This is a genomic window from Enterobacter sp. PL_is514, from assembly GCF_055816715.1.
This window is the reverse complement of record NZ_JBVPGN010000035.1, coordinates 1-20904: the sequence shown is the minus strand read 5'-3', so window position 1 is coordinate 20904 and position 20904 is coordinate 1. Positions and strand designations below refer to the sequence as shown.

The following is a 20904-nucleotide window of genomic DNA, read 5'->3' as shown; positions in this document are numbered from 1 at the left end:
ATTGCGGCCCGGTGGCGTCAACACCTGACCGGGCCTACGGGCGTGTGAACGTAGGTCGGGTAAGGCGTAGCCGCCACCCGACAAATCAACGGCGCGATCTCACCACCTGATACCGCCGCGTAAAGTACTCAAACGGCGCGCTCCAGACGTGCACCAGGCGGGTAAAGGGGAAGATGAGGAAGATCGTCATCCCCAACACCAGATGCACGCGGAAGATCGGCGCCACGCCGCTCAGCATTTCCGACGAGCCGCCCTTAAACGTCACGATCCCTTGTGCCCAGCCCACCAGCTTCATCATCTCGCTTCCGTCAGGATATTGCGCGGAGAAAGGAATGGTCGATAGCCCCAGAATGCACTGTATCAGCAGGATACTCATAATGATGATATCCGGCGTGGTGGAGGTGGCACGCACCCGCTGGTTGAACAAGCGGCGAATCAGCAGCATCGACCCGCCGATCAGCGTCAGCACGCCGCAGATCCCTCCCGCAATCATGGCCAGCTGCTGTTTAACCGCGACGGGTAAAAACCAGGCGTACATCCAGTGCGGGGTTAACATGCCGAACAGGTGCCCGAAGAAGATCCCCAGAATCCCGATATGAAACAGGTTAGAGGCCCAGTTCATCCCGCGTTTGCTGAGCATCTGGCTCGATGAGGCCCGCCAGGTATATTGCCCGTAGTCGTAGCGCAACCAGCTGCCGAGGAAAAAGACGGTGGCGCAGATGTAGGGATAAATATCATAGAAAAACACGTTCAGGTAGTGCGTCATTTTGGGCCTCCGGCGCTGACGTCCACATACTGCGGCGCGACGTCCTGGCTAAAGCGTCGTTGATATTGCTGCATCGGCGAGCTGTCGCACGATGTGGCGTTGTCTTCAATAAACTTCACCTGTTCCTCTTCCCACACGGCGTCCAGCGCCTGACGGGTATCATCCCGTTTTTCACCGGACACCTGTTTCGCCACGCTGTCGCTGGAAAGGCGCGTTCCCGCCAGCGTCAGCAGGGCGTCAAACAGCTGATAATGCGCCACGCCGCGCTGTTTCAGGCGGCCGCCGATCAGCGCCAGGATCGGCGCGACGTTCTGCAAACCTTCGCGGCCCTCGTCCTCGGTCACGATGCTCAGGTATTCCAGGTATAGCGGCAGGTAGTCCGGCAGCTCGCGGCAGTCCAGCACCAGACCGGCTTTCTCATACTGGCTCATCAGGTCAACCATCGCCTGACCGCGATCGCGGGACTCGGCGTGAACGTGCTCGAACAGCAGCAGCGATGTCGCGCGACCGCGCTCAAACACCTCGCACCATTCGGCCTGTTTATCCAGCAGCGGGGCACTCAGGTGCTGCCGGGCAAACGGCAGCAGCATGGGCGCGTCCTGCGCAATTAACGAAAGCGCTTCATCACGGTTTTCCCACAGGGTGTCATCGGGATACTCGATCAGCAGCGCGATGATTTTCAGGATCTGCATTACTCTCCCTCCCCGTGTTCGCGCACCTCGGTGATGTTAATCGCGTCGATGCGGCTGCTGTTGAAGAGGTTGAATTTCGTGTCAGAGCCGTGGCAGCCGTCGCCAAAGGTGAAGCCGCAGCCGTTTTTCTCCGGGAAAGCGTCGCGCGCCATTTCGCGGTGGCTGGTCGGGATCACGAAGCGGTCTTCGTAGTTGGCAATCGCCAGATAGCGGTACATCTCCTCAACCTGCACTTCGGTCAGGCCGACCTCTTCAATGGCGCGTGTATCGGTCACGCCTTCCACGGTCTGGGAGCGCTTGTAGTGACGCATCGCCATCATGCGCTTCAGGGCGCGCAGCACCGGACCAGTATCGCCCGCGCTGAGCATGTTCGCCAGATACTGCACCGGAATGCGCAGGCTTTCGACTGCGGGAAGAAGGCCGTCGCTCTGCGGCAGGCCGCCAGCGTCCGCGTAGGACTGAATCGGCGACAGCGGTGGCACGTACCAGACCATCGGCAGGGTGCGGTATTCCGGGTGCAGCGGCAGAGCCAGCTTCCAGTCCATCGCCATCTTGTAGACCGGAGAACGCTGGGCGGCGTCAATCACGTTCTGCGGAATACCCTGCTCCAGCGCTTCCTCAATTACTGCCGGATCGTTCGGGTTGAGGAACACGTCGCACTGGCGCTCGTACAGATCGGTTTCATGCTCGGTGCTGGCCGCCTCTTCAATACGGTCCGCGTCATACAGCAGCACGCCGAGGTAGCGGATGCGCCCGACGCAGGTTTCCGAGCAGACGGTCGGCTGGCCGGACTCAATGCGCGGGTAGCAGAAGATGCATTTCTCTGACTTGCCGCTCTTCCAGTTGAAGTAGATTTTCTTGTAGGGACAGCCGCTGATGCACAGGCGCCAGCCGCGGCATTTGTCCTGGTCGATCAGCACAATGCCGTCCTCTTCGCGCTTGTAAATCGCGCCGCTCGGGCAGGTGGCGACACAGCTCGGGTTGAGGCAGTGCTCGCACAGGCGCGGCAGATACATCATGAAGGTGTTTTCGAACTGGCCGTACATCTCCTTCTGGATCTTCTGGAAGTTACGATCGCGGGCGCGTTTTTCAAATTCGCCGCCCAGCAACTCTTCCCAGTTGGGCCCCCAGACGATTTTGTCCATCCGCTTGCCGTCAATCAACGAGCGCGGGCGGGCGGTAGGGAGGTGATCCCCCTCCGGCGCGCGGTGCAGATCCTGATAGTCAAAGGTGAAGGGTTCGTAATAATCGTCAATCTGCGGCAGGACGGGGTTGGCGAAAATCTTCGACAGCACGCCCATTTTGCCGCCGAGGCGTGGGGTCAGCTTGCCGTGAATGCCGCGGATCCATCCGCCTTGCCACTCCTCCTGATCCTCCCAGTTTTTCGGGTAGCCGATACCCGGTTTGGTTTCGACGTTGTTAAACCAGGCATATTCCATCCCTTCGCGCCCGGTCCAGACGTTCTTGCAGGTCACCGAGCAGGTGTGGCAGCCGATGCATTTATCGAGATTCAGAACCATGCCAACCTGTGAGCGTATTTTCATTTTTTCGCCTCCTGTACCTGATCCCGACCTTCGCCGTCCAGCCAGTTAATGTTTTTCATTTTGCGGATCATGATGAATTCGTCGCGGTTGGAGCCGACGGTGCCGTAATAGTTGAAGCTGTACGCCAGCTGGGCGTAGCCGCCGATCATGTGCGTCGGTTTCGGGCAGACGCGGGTCACCGAGTTGTGGATCCCGCCGCGCCGTCCGGTCACCTCTGAACCCGGAATGTTCAGGATGCGCTCTTGGGCGTGGTACATCATGGTCATGCCCGGCGGCACGCGCTGGCTGACCACCGCGCGGGCGGTGAGGGCGCCGTTAGCGTTGAAGGCCTCGATCCAGTCGTTGTCCTCAATGCCCAGCTCGCGGGCGTCGGTTTCGCTGATCCAGACAATCGGCCCGCCGCGCGACAGGGTCTGCATCAGCAGGTTTTCGCTGTAGGTGGAGTGGATGCCCCATTTCTGGTGCGGCGTCAGGAAGTTGAGCGCTTTTTCCGGGAAGCCGTTCGGCGGGATCTCGCGCATATGGGTGACGCTTCGGGTATCAATCGGTGGACGGTAGGCCACCAGGCTCTCTCCGAACGCGCGCATCCAGGGATGATCCTGATACAGCTGCTGGCGGCCAGACAGCGTGCGCCATGGGATCAGCTCGTGGACGTTGGTATAGCCCGCGTTATAGGAGACGTGCTCGCTCTCCAGACCTGACCAGGTTGGGCTGGAGATAATTTTGCGCGGCTGCGCCTGGATGTCGCGGAAGCGGATCTTTTCGTCTTCCTTGTTCAGCGCCAGATGGGTGTGATCGCGTCCGGTCAGTTCGCCGAGCGCTTCCCAGGCCTTCACCGCCACCTGACCGTTGGTTTCCGGTGCCAGAGCGAGGATCACCTCGGAGGCGTCGATCGCCGTTTCAATCAGCGGACGACCTTTCGCCGGGCCGTCGGGCTTGACGTAGTTCAGCTTGCCGAGGAAATCGACCTCGTTCTGCGTGTTCCACGATATGCCTTTCCCGCCGTTGCCGAGCTTATCCATCAGCGGGCCGAGGGCGGTGAAGCGTTCGTAAGTTTCCGGGTAGTTCCGCTCGACCACCGCGATGTTCGGCGCCGTTTTACCGGGGATCAGATCGCATTCCCCTTTGCGCCAGTCCTGAATGTCAAACGGCTGGGAGAGTTCCGCCGGGGAGTCGTGCTGTAGCGGCTGTAACACTACGTCCGTTTCGGTGCCGAGATGCCCGACGCAGACCTCGGAGAAGACTTTGGCTATGCCCTTGTAGATCTCCCAGTCGCTGCGGGACTCCCACGCCGGGTCGACGGCGGCCGAGAGCGGGTGAATAAAGGGATGCATGTCTGAGGTATTCATATCGTCTTTTTCATACCAGGTGGCGGTGGGCAGGACGATATCCGAGAACAGACAGGTGCTGGACATGCGGAAGTCGAGCGTCACCAGCAGGTCGAGCTTGCCCTCAATGGCGGCGGTCTGCCACTCCACTTCCTCAGGCTTCACGTCGTCGGTCGAGCCTAAATCCTCGCCCTGAATCCCGCTCTCGGTACCGAGCAGGTATTTCAGCATGTACTCGTGGCCTTTCCCGGACGAGCCGAGCAGGTTAGAGCGCCAGACGAACAGGTTGCGCGGATGGTTCTTACCGTTGTCCGGCTGCTCGCAGGCGAAGCGGATATCGCCCGATTTTAACGCCTGAGCGGTGTAATCCTGCGGGGACATCCCAGCGGCGTCAGCGCGCGCCTTCACGTGCAGCGGGTTAAGGTTGAGCTGCGGGGCAGACGGCAGCCAGCCCATGCGCTCGGCGCGGACGTTGAAATCAATCAGGTGGCCGGTGAACCTCGAGGCGTCCGCCAGCGGAGAGAGCAGCTCCTGTGCGGTCAGCTTCTCGTAGCGCCACTGGCTGGCGTGGTTGTAGAAGAAGGAGGTGCTGTTCATCTGGCGCGGCGGACGGTTCCAGTCCAGCGCGAAGGCCAGCGGCAGCCAGCCGGTTTGCGGGCGCAGCTTCTCCTGGCCGACATAGTGGGACCAGCCGCCGCCGCTCTGCCCGACGCAGCCGCAGAAGACCAGCATGTTGATCATCCCGCGGTAGTTCATGTCCATGTGGTACCAGTGGTTCACCCCTGCACCGAGAATAATCATCGACCGGCCGTGGGTTTTGTGCGCCGTGTCGGCAAACTCGCGGGCGATTTTTTCAATCAGCCTGGCGGGCACGCCGGTGATCTGCTCGCCCCAGGCGGGGGTGTAGGCTTTGACCTGCTCATAGTTCTCTGCGGCATTGCTGTCCTCCAGACCGCGATCGAGACCGTAGTTAGCCAGCACCAGATCGTAAACGCTGACCACTCGTTTCTCGCTGCCGTCGGCGAGGGTCAGGATTTTGCTCGGCACGCGGCGCGTCAGCACCGGCTCCTGCTTCACGCTGCGGAAATGCGGGTTCTCGTTGCCGCCAAAGTAGGGGAAGGCGACATCGGCCACGCTGTCGTGGGTAATGAGCAGCGACAGCGTCAGTTCGGTTTCGTGCCCCGCAGCCTGTGGCTCCAGGTTCCATTTGCCTTTTTCTCCCCAGCGGAAGCCAATTGACCCGTTTGGCACCACCAGATTTCCGCCTACGTCAAAGGCGACGGTCTTCCATTCAGGGTTATTAGCTTCACCCAGCCCGTCGACAAGGTCCGAGGCGCGCAGCATACGTCCCGGCACCACGCGACCGTCTTCCTGCTCGTCCAGCAGCACCAACATCGGCATATCGGTATAGCGGCGGCAGTAGTTGAGGAAGTAGTCGCTGGGGTTATCGAGGTGAAATTCTTTGAGGATCACGTGGCCCATCGCCATGGCGAGGGCGCTGTCGGTGCCCTGTTTGGGGGACAGCCACTGGTCGCTCAGCTTCGCGACCTCCGAGAAGTCCGGCGTGATGGCGACGGTTTTGGTGCCCTTGTAGCGCACCTCCGTGAAGAAATGGGCGTCCGGAGTTCGGGTCTGCGGCACGTTCGAGCCCCAGGCAATGATATAGCTGGAGTTGTACCAGTCGGCGGACTCCGGCACGTCGGTCTGTTCGCCCCAGGTCATCGGCGACGCAGGCGGCAGGTCGCAGTACCAGTCGTAGAAGCTCAGGCAGGTGCCGCCCAGCAGGGAAAGATAGCGCGTGCCGGCGGCGTAGGAGACCATCGACATCGCCGGAATAGGGGAAAAACCGGCCACGCGGTCCGGGCCATAATTTTTGATGGTCCAGACGTTGGCGGCGGCAATCAGCTGGTTCAGCTCTTTCCAGTTCGAGCGGATAAACCCGCCGCGTCCGCGCGCCTGCCGGTAGCTCTGCGCCTTTTGCGGATCGCTCTGGATGGCGTCCCAGGCCAGCACCGGATCGGTATGCTGCGCCAGCGCCTCGCGCCACAGCTCAATCAGCTTGCGACGCACCAGCGGATATTTAAGACGGTTGGCGCTATAGAGATACCACGAGTAGCTTGCGCCACGCGGGCAGCCGCGCGGTTCGTGGTTGGGCAGGTCAGGGCGGGTGCGGGGGTAATCGGTCTGCTGGGTTTCCCAGGTTACCAGGCCGTTTTTAACGTAAATCTTCCAGCTGCAGGAGCCGGTACAGTTCACGCCGTGGGTGGAGCGCACAATTTTGTCGAACTGCCAGCGCTGACGGTAGCCGTCCTCCCAGTCGCGGTTGGTGTTATATACCTGCCCGTGCCCGTTGGCGAAGCTGTCCCCCTTTGTTTTGAAATAACGAAAGCGATCCAACAGTTTGCTCATGACATTTCTCCTGCTTCGGACGTGTAGTTATTCTTTTTTTGCGGATTTGCGGCCATACACCAGCCAGGTAACAAGCACGCAGACAATGTAAAACACGAGGAACACCTTCATGGCGCCGACCGGCGATCCGGTCATCGCCAGCGAGGTGCCAAAGGCTTTAGGAATGAAGAACCCGCCAACGGCGCCGATAGCGGAGATAAAGCCCAGCGCGGCGGCGGTCTCCGTCACCGCTTCGTGTTGCGCCTGCTCGTCCGTGCCGCCCTGCTTTTTGACGCGGTCGAGCGTGATTTGGCGGAAAATAATCGCGATCATCTGGAAGGTGGAACCGCTGCCGAGCCCGGCGGTGAGGAACAATCCCATAAAGACCAGATAGAACGCGACAAAGCTGCCGGAGCCAGAGCCGGGCAGCGTCAGGAAGATCAGGGCACTAAAGAGGGCCATAAAGACGAAGTTAATCAGCGTGACCCGTACGCCGCCCAGTTTGTCAGAGATCATTCCGCCCGCTGAACGCGCCAGCGCACCGATTAGAGGGCCAAAGAAGGCGAGGTGCAGGATGTTGACGTCCGGAAACTGTGTTTTTGACAGCATGGCAAAGCCTGCCGAGAAACCGATAAACGAGCCGAAGGTCGCCAGATAGAGCAGGCTCAGCAGCCAGAGGTGAAAGCGCTTCAGCACCGGGAGCTGGCTGGCGATAGAGGCCTTGGAGCTGGCGATATCGTTCATCCCAAAGAAGGCCGCAAGGGTGGCCAGCAACAGAAGCGGAGCCCATATCCAGGCAGCATTTGCCAGCCACAGGGTGGAACCGTCATCTTGCGGTACGCCCTCCACGCCCAGGAAGGTAAACATCGGCAGGAAGATCACCAGCGGCGCGACCAGCTGCATCACGCTGACGCCCAGGTTGCCGAGCCCGCCGTTAATACCGAGCGCGCTACCCTGTTTTGCCTTGGGGAAGAAGAAGCTGATGTTGCCCATGCTGGAGGCAAAGTTGGCGCCTGCAAAGCCGCAGAGCAGGGCAATCACGATAAAGATCCAGTAAGGCGTCGCGGTGGTCTGAATGGCAATTCCCAGCCAGACGCAGGGAATAATCAGGATGACGGTACTCAATACCGTCCAGTATCGTCCGCCAAATATTGGTACCATAAACGAATAGGGAATGCGCAATATCGCGCCGGAGAGAGAAGGTAATGCCGTTAGCATAAAAAGTTGATCGGTGGTGAAATTAAATCCGACTTTATTCAGGTTCACGGCAATAGCGCTAAATAACATCCACACGCAAAACGCTAATAGCAGGCAAGCCACAGAAATCCATAGGTTTCTTCGTGCGATATGTTTCCCTTTATTCTCCCAAAATTGCGTGTTTTCCGGTTTCCAGTTGCTCAACAGATGCTGATTGTTCTTTTCACTTTGTTGCGACATATCGCCCTCTTGCTTACCTTAATGAAGAGAAAAAAGCAGTGAAAACAAAAAGATGATCTAGAAGGTGTGGCTGGGTTTATTGGATGTTTTTGGATACATCTGAAAGGATAGATAAAAAAACGAACCCCTGAGTTTAGAAAGGAAATAAGGGTTCGCTTAATATGTTACTAATTGTAAGCCCGAAGGTTATGAATACGCCTTCAGGAGTATTAACATAATTCGAGGGAAATCAGTTTATCGAGATGCTTATTAAACGCCACATCGTCCATTTCGGGCATATTTAACGTGGTGATCCCATCAAGCCCGCAAACCAGCCCGATCAACCGCCAGGCGATACTTTCGGCGCGATCGGTAAGCGTAAAGGCGTTAGCCTCCGCCCCGGCACGGATAATCGCCACGGTCTCCTGATGCCACATCTCCATGGTCATCACATAGGCACCCTTGATGTCAGCATCACGGCTGGCAAGGATCTGGGCTTCACGCCACAGGCGAATATAGGGCTCAAACCTCCCGTCATCGCTGCCGAGCATGGCATGAAGCTGCTCCCGCCAACCGGCCTGTTTACCCGCGACATCTGCATCCAGCAGCTCGCGAATCAACCGTACGAAGGCCAGCGATTTTAGCTCTCCGCCGGAGGTAAAATGATGGTGAACCTGTCCGGTGGCGACTCCGGCTTCAGCCGCAACGCGGCGCACCGTCATTGCCGCCAGTCCTTCTGCCAGCGCCACACGCATGGCGGCCTGTAAGATGGCTTCCCGCCGTTCATCCTTGCTCAGATATCGCATGTTTACTCACTCTCAATGGGAACGAAACGAGTGTAACAAAAAGCTGGACATGCGTTCAACTTTACGTAGGATCGCATCCTGGACATGTGTCCATGTTTTAAAAGAAAAGGAAATTTATGTTTCGTCAGTGGTTAGCGTTAGTGATTATCGTGCTGGTGTATATCCCGGTGGCGATCGACGCGACGGTGCTGCACGTGGCGGCGCCGACATTGAGCATGACGCTGGGTGCCAGCGGCAATGAATTGCTGTGGATCATCGATATTTACTCGCTGGTAATGGCGGGAATGGTGCTGCCGATGGGCGCCCTGGGTGACCGCATTGGTTTTAAACGATTGCTCATGATTGGCAGCACGCTGTTTGGCCTGTCGTCGCTGGCGGCAGCGTTTGCCCCGTCAGCAGGGTGGCTGATTGCGACGCGCGCCTCGCTGGCAATTGGTGCGGCGATGATTATTCCGGCTACGCTGGCTGGGATCCGTACGCTGTTTATCGACGCGCGGGATCGTAATATTGCGCTCGGCGTCTGGGCGGCGGTCGGTTCCGGTGGGGCGGCGTTTGGCCCGTTGATTGGCGGTATGCTGCTTGAGCATTTTTACTGGGGATCGGTGTTTTTAATTAACGTGCCGATTGTGCTGGTGGTGGTTTCGCTGGCCGCGCGTTTTGTGCCTCCTCAGCACGGCCGCCCGGAGCAGCCGCTGAATATTAGCCATGCCATTATGCTGATTGTGGCGATTTTACTGCTGGTCTACAGTGCGAAAACCGCCCTGAAAGGCGCGCTGTCACCGTGGATAGTCGCGTCCGCGCTGATTATCGGCTCGGTACTGCTGTTTATCTTCGTGCGTATTCAGCTCCACGCTCGCGTACCGATGATCGACATGCGTCTGTTCTGCCATCGCATCATTTTGAGCGGCGTGGTGATGGCGATGACCGCCATGATTGCCCTGGTCGGGTTTGAGCTGCTGATGGCCCAGGAGCTGCAGTTTGTTCACGGCTTTACGCCTTTTGAAGCGGGCATGTTCATGCTGCCGGTGATGGTCGCCAGCGGGTTCAGCGGGCCGATCGCAGGCGTGCTGGTTGGGCGATTAGGGCTACGTATCGTCGCGGCCGGCGGCATGGGGCTCAGCGCCGTCAGCTTTATCGGGCTGTCGATGCTAGACTTCAGCACACAGCAGTGGCAGGCGTGGGGGCTGATGGTGCTGCTCGGCTTCAGTGCCGCCAGCGCGCTGCTGGCCTCGACCTCGGCAATTATGGCGGCCGCGCCGAAGGAGAAAGCCGCCGCCGCGGGAGCAATTGAAACCATGTCCTATGAACTGGGCGCCGGGCTGGGGATCGCCATTTTTGGTCTGCTGTTGACCCGCAGCTTCTCGGCGTCGATTGACCTGCCGCAAGGGCTGAATGCCTCGCTCGTCGATAAAGCCTCGTCATCCATTGGTGAGGCGATGAAGGTGGCGCAGGATCTGACCCCGACGCTGGCGGAGTCGGTGATTGAGGCGGCGAAAAGCGCGTTTATCACCTCGCACAGCGTGGCGCTGGGCAGCGCGGGCGGAATGCTGCTGCTGTTGGCAGTGGGGATCTGGTTCAGCCTGGCGAAGGTCAAGCCGCAGTAATACAGGGCGCGCGGTTGGCGCGGGCGGGGCAGATGGGCTATGTTTTTTACAGGATTATCTGACTCTTGCTGGAAAATATGAGCCTTCGCCACAGCAGTGAACCGTCCCAGCCGCTCTCCCGGTTAACCCTGCTTGCAGGGGGGGCGCTGGGCGTCGTTTTTGGTGATATCGGCACCAGCCCGCTTTATACCTTCCGCACGGTGCTTTCGCTCTCTGAGCATGACCCTACGCCCGGCGTCATACTGGGCCTGCTCTCCCTGATCACCTGGACACTCATCCTGGTGACATCCATAAAATATGCCGCCTTCGCCATGCGAATTGATAATCATGGCGAGGGGGGCATCATGGCCTTAATGTCGCTTCTGGTGGAGAAAGGCAAAGGCGGGCGGTGGGTTATTTTTGCCGCCCTGATTGGTGCAGCGCTGATTTACGGTGATGGCGCGATCACCCCGGCCATCTCCGTGCTTTCTGCCCTTGAAGGGCTGGAGATGGTGATCCCTGAGTCCCAGCCGTACATATTACCCCTGACGGTGGCAGTGTTGCTGGCGCTGTTTCTTATCCAGCCTTTTGGTACAGCCCGCATAGGAAAAATATTTGGCCCGGTCATGGCGCTGTGGTTTTTGGCGATTGCCGCGCTGGGCGTGCGGGGGATCGTTCAGCACCCCTCGGTACTGTTGGCCCTTAATCCTGCTTACGGCATCGCATTTTTATTTTCGAACGGGTACACCAGTTTCCTGGTCCTGGGCGGCGTTTTTCTCTGCGTGACGGGGGCCGAGGCCCTGTATGCAGACATGGGGCATTTTGGTAAAAAGCCGATCTGGCTTGCCTGGTACGGTATCGTCTTTCCTTCGCTGCTGCTCAACTATGCTGGCCAGTCAGCGCTGATTCTGTCCGGTGCCGACAGCAAGCAAAACCTTTTCTATACCCTGTGTCCGCCGACGCTGCAGGTGCCTCTCATCATACTTGCCGCGCTGGCGACAATCATCGCCAGTCAGGCGATTATTACCGGCGCGTTTTCCATGACGCGCCAGGCCATTCAGCTTGGCTGGTTACCCCGGTTACGCATTAAACAGACGGCGGCAGAAAGCTACGGTCAGATTTATATCGGGATAATAAACTGGCTGCTGATGGTGGTGACCATCGGGCTGGTGGTGTTCTTTAAATCCTCCGATAAGCTTGCCGCGGCGTACGGCATCGCCGTGTCGTTAACCATGCTGATGACGACAGGACTGCTGTTTGTTGCCATGCGGGAAGTGTGGCGCTGGAGCCGGGTCAGCAGCGCGCTTATTGCCCTCTGTTTCCTGGTGATTGATGCCACCTTCTTGTTTGCTAATCTGATTAAAGTCCTGGAGGGTGGCTATATCCCGCTGCTGATGGCCGCAGCCATTTGTACGGTGATGCTAATCTGGCACCGCGGCGTTAAGGCGGTCTCCGCATCGGTGGGCGAGAAGGGCGTCAGCGTGGATGCGTTCTTTGCCCAGCTTCAGCAAAAGACGGTGCCCAGAGTGGTAGGCTCAGCCGTGTTTTTGACCCGTACACAGAACAATATCCCACCGGTCATGCGCTGGCATGTCGCGCGAAACCGGGCGCTACAGCAGGACGTGTTGTCGCTGACCATTGATATACTCAATGTGCCCTACGTCGGGGAAGAGCAGCGTATAAGGGTGGAACAGCGCGCGCCGGGTTACTGGCACGGCGTGGCGCAGTATGGCTTTATGGAACACCCGGACATTCCGCGGTTGTTACAGGGGGTCAGCGAGATTAACGCGCTTTTTGCCACGGACGACGCCACCTGGTATGTCGGGCATGAAACCATTGTGGCAGGCGAAGGCGGGGCCGGTATGGCGGCCTGGCAACGACACATTTTTGCCTTCATGAAGCGCAACTGCACGCACGTCATTAACCACTACCACCTTCCCAGCGATCGGGTGGTTGAAATCAGCCGGCGCGTTGCCGTCTAGCGTCGCGCGAAAGCAGAGGACCTCTGCTTTCGCGCCGTTCTAGCTCTCCTGGGCCGCGGACAGGACGCTGTGCAACAGCACGTTCGCCCCTTTCTCGGACCACTCTGGCAGGATCCTTTCCGCTTCGTTATGGCTGACGCCCTTCACGCAGGGGATAAAGATCATGCTGGCGGGCGCAATTTTGCTCACATAGCAGGCGTCGTGTCCCGCACCGGAGACCATCGGTTTCGACGAATAGCCCAGTTCCGCCACGGCCTTCTCCGTACGAGCGAGGCATTCAGCATTAAACGCGATGGGCGCGTAGTCAAAAATGCGCTCAACGAGAGCCGACACGCCGCGCAGGCTCAGGCTTTCAGCCACCTTATGCAGCGCCGCTTCCATGGCTTCCAGAGCCTGCTGCGCCGGATGGCGAAACTCCACGCTGCATTCAACACGAGACGGCACGACGTTGCGCGAGTTTGGCGTAACCTTCGCCATACCGATCGTCGCGCGTCCGTCCGGCGCATGCCGATAGCCAATCTCTTCCATCTTCAGCGCCAGCTCTGCAAAGGCGGTCAGCGCGTCGCGTCGGCTGTGCATCGGCGTCGTGCCCGCGTGAGAGGCGAATCCTTCCAGCGTCAGGGTAAACCAGCGCTGCCCCATTGCCGCTCGGACTGAGCCGATATCGATGGCCTCATCTTCCAGGATCGGGCCCTGTTCGATGTGCAGTTCGTAGCAGGCGTGAACAGGAAACGCGCGGGCAGGGGTTTCACCCCGGTAGCCAATGTTATCCAGCGCTTCACCCACGGTGATGCCATCGTGATCGGCGCGGGCATGAGCGTACGCTTCGCTAAACTGCCCCGTCCAGACCCCTGAAGCGAGCATGGCTGGCGCAAATCGCGCGCCTTCTTCGTTAGTCCAGTTCACCAGCACGATGTCACGCTCCGTCTCAACGTGATGGTCATTGAGGGTACGCAGCAGCTCCAGCCCGGCCAGCACGCCGTAAACGCCGTCATAGTTCCCGCCCAGCGGCTGGGTATCCATGTGCGAACCGGTCATGACCGGGGCAAGCTGCGGGTTTTTCCCCACGCGGCGGATAAACATGTTGCCCATGCTGTCGACATCGCAGGTAAAACCGGCGTCCAGCGCCCAGTCGCGCAGCAGGTTACGCGCAACACGATCTTCCTCGCTCAATGCCAGACGGGTCACGCCACCGGCGGGCGTGCCGCCGATCTGCGCCATCATCTCAAGCGTTGACCACAGCCGTTCGGCGTTGACGCGGATCATGTCTTGTCCTTGCTGCTGCGGTAGCGGAAATCACAGCACGCACCGCCCTGCATAATGGTGGTGGTGCGGGTTAGCTCAACGTCCGGCGCATAGCCAACGATGAATTTTTCATCCCGCGCGCAGGAGAGCAGATGACCAATCTCGCCCAGCCCCATTTCGTGATACATCTCCGCGTAGCGACAGCGGGTCACGTTGTAGTTGTACTGCTGGTCGTCGGCGTCGATCACCTTCACCTCCAGCGCGTTATCTTTCTCCCACAGATACTGCAGGGCGATAAAGCTCTTGATGTTCGCGCCGTTGGGTTCTTTGCTGGCAAACGCTTTGCCAGCGTCAATCGCGGCCTGCTCAATGGCCTCGCCAATCACCGCCTGGGCGCGGGCTTTCCCTATCTCGCGCACCAGGATTTCATAAATTGGCTTAATAATTTCGGCTTCAATTTTGCGGCGGGCGAGAATGCCCAGCTCGTTATTATCACTCATCACATTGCCTCGCTGCGTTACTTCGCTTTTGCGCCGCCCAGCACGGTCTGCGGCTGCCATTTGCCGTCGACCACCTTGTAGACCGTGAACGACGGCGATTTCAGGTTGCCCTCTTTATCAAACGCGATCTGCCCGGTGACGCCGGAATAGCTGATGGCGCGCAGGGCAGGCAGATACGTGGAAGGCTCAACGGAGTCTGCTTTTTCCATCGCCGCAACCAGCACGCGGGTGGCGTCATAGGCGAACGGGGCGTGCAGTTCGATATGGGTGTGGTAGCGGGACTGGTACGCCTGCTCGAACGCTTTGCCGCCCGGCATCTGGTCAACGGGCAGACCCGGCTCCAGCGCCACAACACCTTCGCCTTCTTTCTGCGCCAGCTTGAGGAACGTCTGGCTGACGAATCCGCCTGCGCCCATCAGCGTGGCATTCATGCCCAGCTGTTTGATGCGACGCGCCAGCGGTGCGGCCTGGCTGTCGACGCCGCCGAAGAAGATCAGATCGGCGTTTTTACTGCGGATGGCGGTCAGTACGGCGCTAAAATCGACCGTTTTGTCATCCACGTACTGACGATCGACAATTTTCACGCCCTGGGCTTCCAGCGATTTAATAAACTGGTCTGCAAGCCCCTGACCAAATGCGGTACGGTCGTCGATCACCGCAATGCGTTTGGCTTTCAGGGTATTCACCGCGTACTGACCGGCAAACTGACCGCCGTCATCGTCGTGTCCCATCACGCGGAAGCTGGTATCAAAACCTTGTTGCGTATAGGCGTGACCGGTCGCGACCGGTGCGACCTGTGCGATGCCCGCATCGTGATAGACACGTGCGGCAGGAATGCTGGTACCGGTGTTCCAGTGACCGACGACGCCCGCCACGCCGCTATCCACCAGACGCTGCGCGACGGCCACGGCGGTGCGCGGATCGGACTGATCGTCTTCGGACTGCAGTTTGAAGGTCACCGCTTTGCCGCCGATGGTCGGGTGCTGCTTGTTAATGTCGTCAATGGCCAGCTGCGCGCCGTTCTCCAGATCTTTACCGATACGGGCAGACGGGCCGGTGAGCGGGCCCGCGAGACCGATAACCACGGTTTCGCTGTCAGCGGCCCACGTGGCCGTCGAGGCAAAGCTGCCGAGGAGGATAGCGGCGCTGAGCGCACTGATTTTTACTGTTTTCATTGTATTTCCCTGATGTTGGCTGGTGTGGTTAAACGGGCATTTCGCCCAAATAAATCTGTGCAATCTGGTCGTCATTGAGCAGCGCTTTCGATTCGCCATGATGAACAATGCTGCCGCTGTCCATCACCCACGCGCTGTCGGTGACTTCCAGCGCGAGACGGGCGTTTTGTTCGATGAGCAGCAGGGCAACGCCGCGCTCGCGCAGGCCGGCAATGACGGCAAAAATGTTTTCAACCATCTTCGGCGCGAGGCCCATCGACGGCTCGTCGAGGATCAGCAGGCGCGGGCGGCTGAGCAGGGCGCGGTTAAGGGCCAACAGCTGTTGCTCACCGCCGGACAGCAGGCCGGCAAGCTGGTGCTGGCGTTCGCCCAGGCGCGGGAATCGCTCGAATATCTCGTTCATTTCGCGATTAAATGTGACAGTGTCACGCCTGGGCCAGGCGCCCATCTGCAGGTTTTCCAGGACCGTCATGCGGGAGAAGATCCCGCGGCCCTCCGGGACCATCACCAGTCCGTCGCGCAGTAGCGCCTCGGGCCTGTGTCTGCGGACGTCTTTACCGCGGAATTCAATACTGCCGCTAAAGCTTTCCAGTCCGGTAATGGCGCGCACGGTGGAGCTTTTCCCCGCGCCGTTAGCGCCGATCAGCGTCGCCTGTTCACCCTCGTGCAGGGTAAAAGAGACATCGCGTACGGCCTGAATACCGCCGTAATGCACGTCCACACCTTCCACCTTCAGTAATTCAGACATGGGCGTTGCCTCCAAGCCAGGCGGCGATCACTGCCGGATCGCGCCGCACATTTTCCGGCGTGCCGCTGGCAAGCGTTTTGCCGTAATCAAGGACCGTCAGACGGTCGCAGATGCCCATCACCAGCTTGACGTCATGTTCAATCATCAGCAGGGTTTTGCCGTTATCGCGGATGCGGATGAGCAGCTCGCCAAGCGCCACTTTTTCCGCCGCGTTCATCCCGGCGGCGGGTTCGTCCAGCGCCAGCAGCAGCGGATCCGTTGCCAGCGCGCGGGCGATTTCAAGGCGGCGCTGATGGCCATAGGCCAGATCGCAGGCGCGATAGTGGGCGAACTGCGCAATGCCGGTATACTCCAGCCAGTGCCAGGCCAGTTCCCGGGTCTGCCTCTCTTCTTCACGGGCGCGTTTGTGACGGCTCAGCGCGGCCCACAGGCCGTTACGGGTGCGCACGTGGCGACCCACCATCACGTTTTCCAGCACCGACATGTCGTTAAAGAGGCGCACGTTCTGAAACGTGCGGGCAATCCCGGCGGCGGTGACTTTCTCAATATGCTTTGGGAAATACGGCTTATCCGCGATCGAAAATTCGCCGCTGTCCGCCGGATAAAGGCCGGTGATCAGGTTAAAGCAGGTGGTTTTTCCCGCCCCGTTAGGGCCAATCAGGCCATAGATCTCACCCTTGTTCACGGTAATCGAAACGTCATCCACGGCGGTAAGCCCGCCGAAGCGTTTTGACATATTGCGTACGGTTAACAGGCTCATGCTTTCACCTCCTTGTGGCGAACCGGCCAGATGCCTGAAGGACGCACCAGCATCACCAGCACCAGCGCCAGGCCGTAGAACAGCTGACGTAGCACTTCCGGGTCAATCAGTACCGTACCGAACAGCGCCTGCTGAACCGGCGCTGCCTGACTGCGCAGCAGTTCCGGCAGGGCGGTAAGCAGTATCGCGCCGAGGATCACGCCAGGAATGTGTCCCATACCGCCCAGCACCACCATCGCCAGCACGGCAATGGATTCCTGTAACGTGAAGGATTCCGGGGAGACAAAGCCCTGAAACGCGCCGAACAGGGCACCCGCCACGCCGCCAAAAGAGGCACCCATCGCAAAGGCCAGCAGCTTATAGTTACGCACGTTGATGCCCATCGCGCGCGCCACATCCTCATCTTCACGGATGGCGTGCCAGGCGCGACCAATACGGGAATGCTGCAGGCGCAGGCAGACAAAAATAATCGCCACAATCACCAGCATCAGCAGGTAGTACCACAGCCACAGCGCGGGCACTTTGAAACCAAACCAGTGGTATACGCCGCTGAACTTCAGGCCGAACAGGTTGAGCGTATCCACCCCGGTAATACCCTTCGCACCGTTGGTGATGTTCACCGGTCGGTCGAGGTTGCGCATCAGAATGCGGATAATTTCGCCAAAGCCGAGGGTTACTATCGCCAGGTAGTCCCCGCGCAGCTTCAGCGTAGGAGCACCGAGTAAAATGCCGCAGACCGCCGCGACGAGCGCCGCCAGCGGTATAATCAGCAGATATGAGGTGTGCAGCCCGTCAGGGAACCAGACGCTGAGGACAGGAAATACCGCCAGAAGGTGTGGGGAGGCCATTAGTGCCGCAAGGTAGGCGCCGACCGCGTAAAAGGCGATAAAGCCCATGTCCAGCAGGCCGGTATAGCCCACCACAATATTGAGCCCGAGTGCCAGCATGATGTAGAGCAGGGCGAAGTCGATCACACGTACCCAGTAGTTGCCGCCAAGCTGCGTGGCCATTACGGGAGCAATCAGCAGCGCGAGGCAGAACAGGACCATGCCTGACCAGAATTTGCGCGTCGTCGTCGGGGCCTGAAGTTGAAGTGTTGTCATGGTATTCCTTACGCCCTGTGCGCCACGCGCTCGCCCAGCAGGCCTGCCGGACGGAAGACCAGCACCAGAATCAGGACCATAAAGGCAAAGACATCCTGATAGTTGCTGCCAAAGACGCCGTGGGTGAGTTCCCCCAGATAACCTGCGCCCAGCGCTTCGATAATGCCGAGCAGGATCCCGCCAATCATTGCGCCACGAATGTTACCAATGCCTCCCAGCACGGCGGCGGTAAAGGCTTTGATTCCGGGCAAAAAGCCCATTGAGAAGCTGGCGTTGCCGTAGTTGCTGGCCATCATGACGCCTGCCAGCGCGGCAAATACGCCGCCAATGGCAAACGTCAGGGTGATGATGGCGTTTGGGTTAACCCCCATCAGCGTGGCAACGCGCGGGTTTTCCGCCACGGCACGCATGCCGCGGCCCAGGCGGGTGTATTCCACCAGCAGCCATAGCCCGGTCATTACCGCAAGCGCCAGCGCCACGGTAACAATGCCGGTGACGGTCACAATGGCAGGGGGATGCTGTTCACTTCCTGACGTCACGGCGATCGGATCCATGGGCAGGATCTGCGGGAACATCAGCGGGTTGCGCGTCCAGATAATCATCGCCACGGTTTGCAGCAGGACCGAGACGCCGATACCCGAGATCAGCGGAGCCAGGCGTGGGGCGTTACGCAGTCGACGGTAGGCAAACCGCTCCACGGCCATTGCCAGCAGGGCGCAAACGGCCATGGCAATCACCAGGGCAACACCAAGCTGCAGCAGCAGCGGCATGTGAGGAAAGGTGGTATTCAGGGCGTTAATGGCGGAAAGCGTGGTGAGCGCACCGACCATCAGAATATCGCCGTGAGCAAAGTTAATAATGCGCAAGATGCCATACACCATGGTATAGCCCAGCGCGATCAGCGCGTAGATGCTTCCCAGCATCACACCGTTGATCAGTTGTTGTATGAGTGTATCCAACGTCTGTACCCGCAAAGTGCTGTTTCTGCGGCTACCATCCGATAAATGAATTAAATTGTAAAATACACATATATTATTTCTTATGATAAACCGGAATTGCTTTATCTTAATGATTTGTATAAAGATAATGCAATCGAGTTCCCGGCTAAAAAGCCTAAAGAAATCAACATATGAATAAAACAGAACAATCGGCAGATTTGTCCGCGTATGCAGACAGTCGCCTGGCAAACGATCCGCCGCTTCGGGCTGTCCGTGCCTTTGAGGCCATCGCCCGGCTGGGCAGCGTCACGCTGGCCGCGCAGGAGCTGGATATCTCACCGTCGGCGGTAAGCCATCAGCTCAAGGTGCTTGAAGGGTATCTGCAAATTCCGCTCACGGAGCGTCAGGGACGCAGGCTTGTGCTGAGCCAGCACGGACGTGAATATTACCGCTCGATTCGCGCGGCGTTTAACGTGCTGCGCCAGGCAACGGAGCACCTGGCGGAGCAGGCGCAAACGCGTCAGGTCACCATCAGCCTGATCCCGCTTTTTGGCATGGGGTGGTTCATCCCACGTTTACCTGCTTTTATGCGCGCCAATCCCCAAACCGAGATCAACGTGGTGTATGCCAACCATCGTAACTACCTGAGCGACGCGTCGGATATGTCGATTCGTTTTGGTAACGGGCAGTGGGCGGGCTATCAAAGCGAAAAGCTGATTTCCGGTCAGATGGTGCCGGTGTGCAGCCGTGCGTTTTTGCGCGTTCATGGCCACATCGACACGCCTGAACAGCTGCTGCAAATGCCGCTGTTGCATGATGAAGAGCGTACGAGCTGGACGCAGTGGTTTTTGTTGCAGGGGGTAAAACGTCCGCTCCGGCGCAGCGGCCCGCTGTTTGAAGACGGACTGTTGACGCTGGCGGGCGTACAGGCTGGTCTGGGCTGTGCGCTAATGCGTGAGCCGCTGATTGCGCCGTATCTTGAGAGCGGCGAGCTGGTGAAGATATTTGACTTACCGATTGATGACGGGCGCGATTATTACCTCTGCGTGCGTACAGACTCAGAGATGACCGAGGACGGCAAGCTGCTGCAAACCTGGCTTCGTTGGGCGGCGAACGGAGAGTCGTCAGCCGGATAGGAAGATAAAAAAAGCCAGCTTGTTCAGCTGGCTTTTGTAGTGACAATATTTAGAACTGGTAGGTCAGACCCAGCGCCACGATGTTGTCTGTACCGATGCCTGCCTGGCGAGTGAACTTGTTGTCGTCGAGCAGGTTGATTTTGTAATCCACGTAGGTGGACATGTTTTTGTTAAAATAATAGGTCGTGCCAACATCGATGTATTTAACCAGATCCTGGTCGCCGAAGTTTTCGATGTCTTTGCCTTTAGACTGCAGGTAAGCGATGGATGGACGCAGGCCAAAGTCGAACTGATACTGAGCCACAACTTCGAAGTTTTGCGCCTTGTTTGCAAAGCCGTAGATGTCGGTACGCTTGTTGTTAGAGGTACCGAAGCGGGTTGCGTTATAGGTCTGAGAGTACTGCGCCGCGAGGTAAACGTTGTTCGCGTCGTATTTCACACCACCGCTGTATACTTCAGCGCGGTCGCCTTCACCGTATACGCCAGCCGCATTCTGGTCAGCGGTACGACGGGAAGAGGACATTGCACCACCTACGCTGAAGCCTTCGCCCAGATCGTAAGTCAGGGATGCGCCATAGCCGTCACCGTTCTGGTTCAGCAGGCTGCGACCGCTGGTGTTTTCACCCTCTACGCTGCCGTTTTTGCCCTGATACTGCAGAGCAAAGTTCAGGCCGTCCACCAGACCAAAGAAGTCCTGGTTACGGTAGGTCGCGACGCCGTTAGCACGTTGCTGCAGGAAGTTGTCAGCGCCGTAGGTATCGCCGCCAAATTCTGGCAGAACGTCAGTCCAGGAA

Annotated in this window: 17 protein-coding genes; 3 read left to right on the top strand and 14 right to left on the bottom strand. The window is 58.7% G+C overall.

Annotated elements, in window-relative coordinates:
• Positions 1-85: 85 nt before the first annotated feature.
• From narI to AC0TNG_RS18840, 6 genes are all read right to left on the bottom strand, one after another.
• Positions 86-766 (bottom strand): respiratory nitrate reductase subunit gamma, encoded by a 681-nt coding sequence (gene narI, locus AC0TNG_RS18865; protein WP_014883923.1) that lies wholly within the window; start codon positions 764-766, stop codon positions 86-88.
• Entirely contained in the window at positions 763-1458 is a 696-nt protein-coding gene (narW, locus tag AC0TNG_RS18860; RefSeq protein ID WP_024909584.1) for a nitrate reductase molybdenum cofactor assembly chaperone, read from the bottom strand. The genes narI and narW overlap by 4 nt, the downstream gene beginning before the upstream one ends.
• Entirely contained in the window at positions 1458-3002 is a 1545-nt protein-coding gene (gene narH, locus AC0TNG_RS18855) for a nitrate reductase subunit beta (protein WP_024909583.1), read from the bottom strand. Before narH ends, narW begins: the two co-directional genes overlap by 1 nt.
• The gene (locus AC0TNG_RS18850) at positions 2999-6739 is read right to left on the bottom strand and encodes a nitrate reductase subunit alpha (RefSeq protein ID WP_267216400.1); all 3741 of its coding nucleotides are present in this window, start codon (positions 6737-6739) and stop codon (positions 2999-3001) included. Before AC0TNG_RS18850 ends, narH begins: the two co-directional genes overlap by 4 nt.
• A gap of 27 nt (positions 6740-6766) precedes the next feature.
• Entirely contained in the window at positions 6767-8155 is a 1389-nt protein-coding gene (locus AC0TNG_RS18845; RefSeq protein ID WP_267216401.1) for a NarK family nitrate/nitrite MFS transporter, read from the bottom strand.
• A gap of 209 nt (positions 8156-8364) precedes the next feature.
• Positions 8365-8940 carry a TetR family transcriptional regulator gene (locus AC0TNG_RS18840; protein WP_267216402.1) on the bottom strand — a complete coding sequence of 192 codons (576 nt, stop codon included), beginning with the start codon at positions 8938-8940 and terminating at the stop codon, positions 8365-8367.
• A 116-nt stretch (positions 8941-9056) separates the two neighbouring features.
• Between AC0TNG_RS18840 and AC0TNG_RS18835 the strand changes: the two genes are divergently transcribed.
• Both AC0TNG_RS18835 and AC0TNG_RS18830 read left to right on the top strand, forming a co-directional pair.
• Positions 9057-10544 (top strand): SmvA family efflux MFS transporter, encoded by a 1488-nt coding sequence (locus AC0TNG_RS18835; protein WP_473712632.1) that lies wholly within the window; start codon positions 9057-9059, stop codon positions 10542-10544.
• A gap of 77 nt (positions 10545-10621) precedes the next feature.
• On the top strand, positions 10622-12505 hold the full coding sequence (locus AC0TNG_RS18830) for a potassium transporter Kup (RefSeq protein WP_473701997.1): 1884 nt from the start codon (positions 10622-10624) through the stop codon (positions 12503-12505).
• A 39-nt stretch (positions 12506-12544) separates the two neighbouring features.
• Here AC0TNG_RS18830 and AC0TNG_RS18825 read toward each other — a convergent pair whose 3' ends face one another.
• From AC0TNG_RS18825 to AC0TNG_RS18795, 7 genes are read right to left on the bottom strand one after another with little or no spacing between them, the layout of a single operon-like run.
• Positions 12545-13771 carry a Zn-dependent hydrolase gene (locus tag AC0TNG_RS18825; protein WP_473712631.1) on the bottom strand — a complete coding sequence of 409 codons (1227 nt, stop codon included), beginning with the start codon at positions 13769-13771 and terminating at the stop codon, positions 12545-12547.
• Positions 13768-14250: an L-2-amino-thiazoline-4-carboxylic acid hydrolase gene (locus tag AC0TNG_RS18820; protein WP_090416815.1), complete on the bottom strand. Its 483-nt coding sequence runs from the start codon at positions 14248-14250 to the stop codon at positions 13768-13770. Before AC0TNG_RS18820 ends, AC0TNG_RS18825 begins: the two co-directional genes overlap by 4 nt.
• Before the next feature lie 17 nt (positions 14251-14267).
• Positions 14268-15425 carry a branched-chain amino acid ABC transporter substrate-binding protein gene (locus AC0TNG_RS18815; protein WP_370883619.1) on the bottom strand — a complete coding sequence of 386 codons (1158 nt, stop codon included), beginning with the start codon at positions 15423-15425 and terminating at the stop codon, positions 14268-14270.
• A 28-nt stretch (positions 15426-15453) separates the two neighbouring features.
• Entirely contained in the window at positions 15454-16173 is a 720-nt protein-coding gene (locus tag AC0TNG_RS18810) for an ABC transporter ATP-binding protein (protein ID WP_473712630.1), read from the bottom strand.
• Positions 16166-16933: an ABC transporter ATP-binding protein gene (locus tag AC0TNG_RS18805; RefSeq protein ID WP_473712629.1), complete on the bottom strand. Its 768-nt coding sequence runs from the start codon at positions 16931-16933 to the stop codon at positions 16166-16168. The genes AC0TNG_RS18810 and AC0TNG_RS18805 overlap by 8 nt, the downstream gene beginning before the upstream one ends.
• Positions 16930-18036: a branched-chain amino acid ABC transporter permease gene (locus tag AC0TNG_RS18800; protein WP_208762914.1), complete on the bottom strand. Its 1107-nt coding sequence runs from the start codon at positions 18034-18036 to the stop codon at positions 16930-16932. The genes AC0TNG_RS18805 and AC0TNG_RS18800 overlap by 4 nt, the downstream gene beginning before the upstream one ends.
• 8 nt (positions 18037-18044) lie before the next feature.
• On the bottom strand, positions 18045-18995 hold the full coding sequence (locus AC0TNG_RS18795; protein ID WP_463726738.1) for a branched-chain amino acid ABC transporter permease: 951 nt from the start codon (positions 18993-18995) through the stop codon (positions 18045-18047).
• A gap of 170 nt (positions 18996-19165) precedes the next feature.
• On the opposite strand from AC0TNG_RS18795, the gene AC0TNG_RS18790 reads away from it, so the two are divergent.
• Positions 19166-20110: a LysR substrate-binding domain-containing protein gene (locus AC0TNG_RS18790; RefSeq protein WP_473701994.1), complete on the top strand. Its 945-nt coding sequence runs from the start codon at positions 19166-19168 to the stop codon at positions 20108-20110.
• A 49-nt stretch (positions 20111-20159) separates the two neighbouring features.
• Here AC0TNG_RS18790 and AC0TNG_RS18785 read toward each other — a convergent pair.
• Positions 20160-20904 (bottom strand): porin (locus AC0TNG_RS18785; RefSeq protein WP_473712628.1); only part of this gene is annotated, 745 nt, incomplete at its 5' end.

Bases quoted from the DNA above. Each gene is read 5' to 3' on its own strand.
- narI (WP_014883923.1), bottom strand. From the start codon at position 766: ATGACGCACTACCTGAACGTGTTTTTCTATGATATTTATCCCTACATC.
- narW (WP_024909584.1), bottom strand. From the start codon at position 1,458: ATGCAGATCCTGAAAATCATCGCGCTGCTGATCGAGTATCCCGATGAC.
- narH (WP_024909583.1), bottom strand. From the start codon at position 3,002: ATGAAAATACGCTCACAGGTTGGCATGGTTCTGAATCTCGATAAATGC.
- AC0TNG_RS18850 (WP_267216400.1), bottom strand. From the start codon at position 6,739: ATGAGCAAACTGTTGGATCGCTTTCGTTATTTCAAAACAAAGGGGGAC.
- AC0TNG_RS18845 (WP_267216401.1), bottom strand. From the start codon at position 8,155: ATGTCGCAACAAAGTGAAAAGAACAATCAGCATCTGTTGAGCAACTGG.
- AC0TNG_RS18840 (WP_267216402.1), bottom strand. From the start codon at position 8,940: ATGCGATATCTGAGCAAGGATGAACGGCGGGAAGCCATCTTACAGGCC.
- AC0TNG_RS18835 (WP_473712632.1), top strand. From the start codon at position 9,057: ATGTTTCGTCAGTGGTTAGCGTTAGTGATTATCGTGCTGGTGTATATC.
- AC0TNG_RS18830 (WP_473701997.1), top strand. From the start codon at position 10,622: ATGAGCCTTCGCCACAGCAGTGAACCGTCCCAGCCGCTCTCCCGGTTA.
- AC0TNG_RS18825 (WP_473712631.1), bottom strand. From the start codon at position 13,771: ATGATCCGCGTCAACGCCGAACGGCTGTGGTCAACGCTTGAGATGATG.
- AC0TNG_RS18820 (WP_090416815.1), bottom strand. From the start codon at position 14,250: ATGAGTGATAATAACGAGCTGGGCATTCTCGCCCGCCGCAAAATTGAA.
- AC0TNG_RS18815 (WP_370883619.1), bottom strand. From the start codon at position 15,425: ATGAAAACAGTAAAAATCAGTGCGCTCAGCGCCGCTATCCTCCTCGGC.
- AC0TNG_RS18810 (WP_473712630.1), bottom strand. From the start codon at position 16,173: ATGTCTGAATTACTGAAGGTGGAAGGTGTGGACGTGCATTACGGCGGT.
- AC0TNG_RS18805 (WP_473712629.1), bottom strand. From the start codon at position 16,933: ATGAGCCTGTTAACCGTACGCAATATGTCAAAACGCTTCGGCGGGCTT.
- AC0TNG_RS18800 (WP_208762914.1), bottom strand. From the start codon at position 18,036: ATGACAACACTTCAACTTCAGGCCCCGACGACGACGCGCAAATTCTGG.
- AC0TNG_RS18790 (WP_473701994.1), top strand. From the start codon at position 19,166: ATGAATAAAACAGAACAATCGGCAGATTTGTCCGCGTATGCAGACAGT.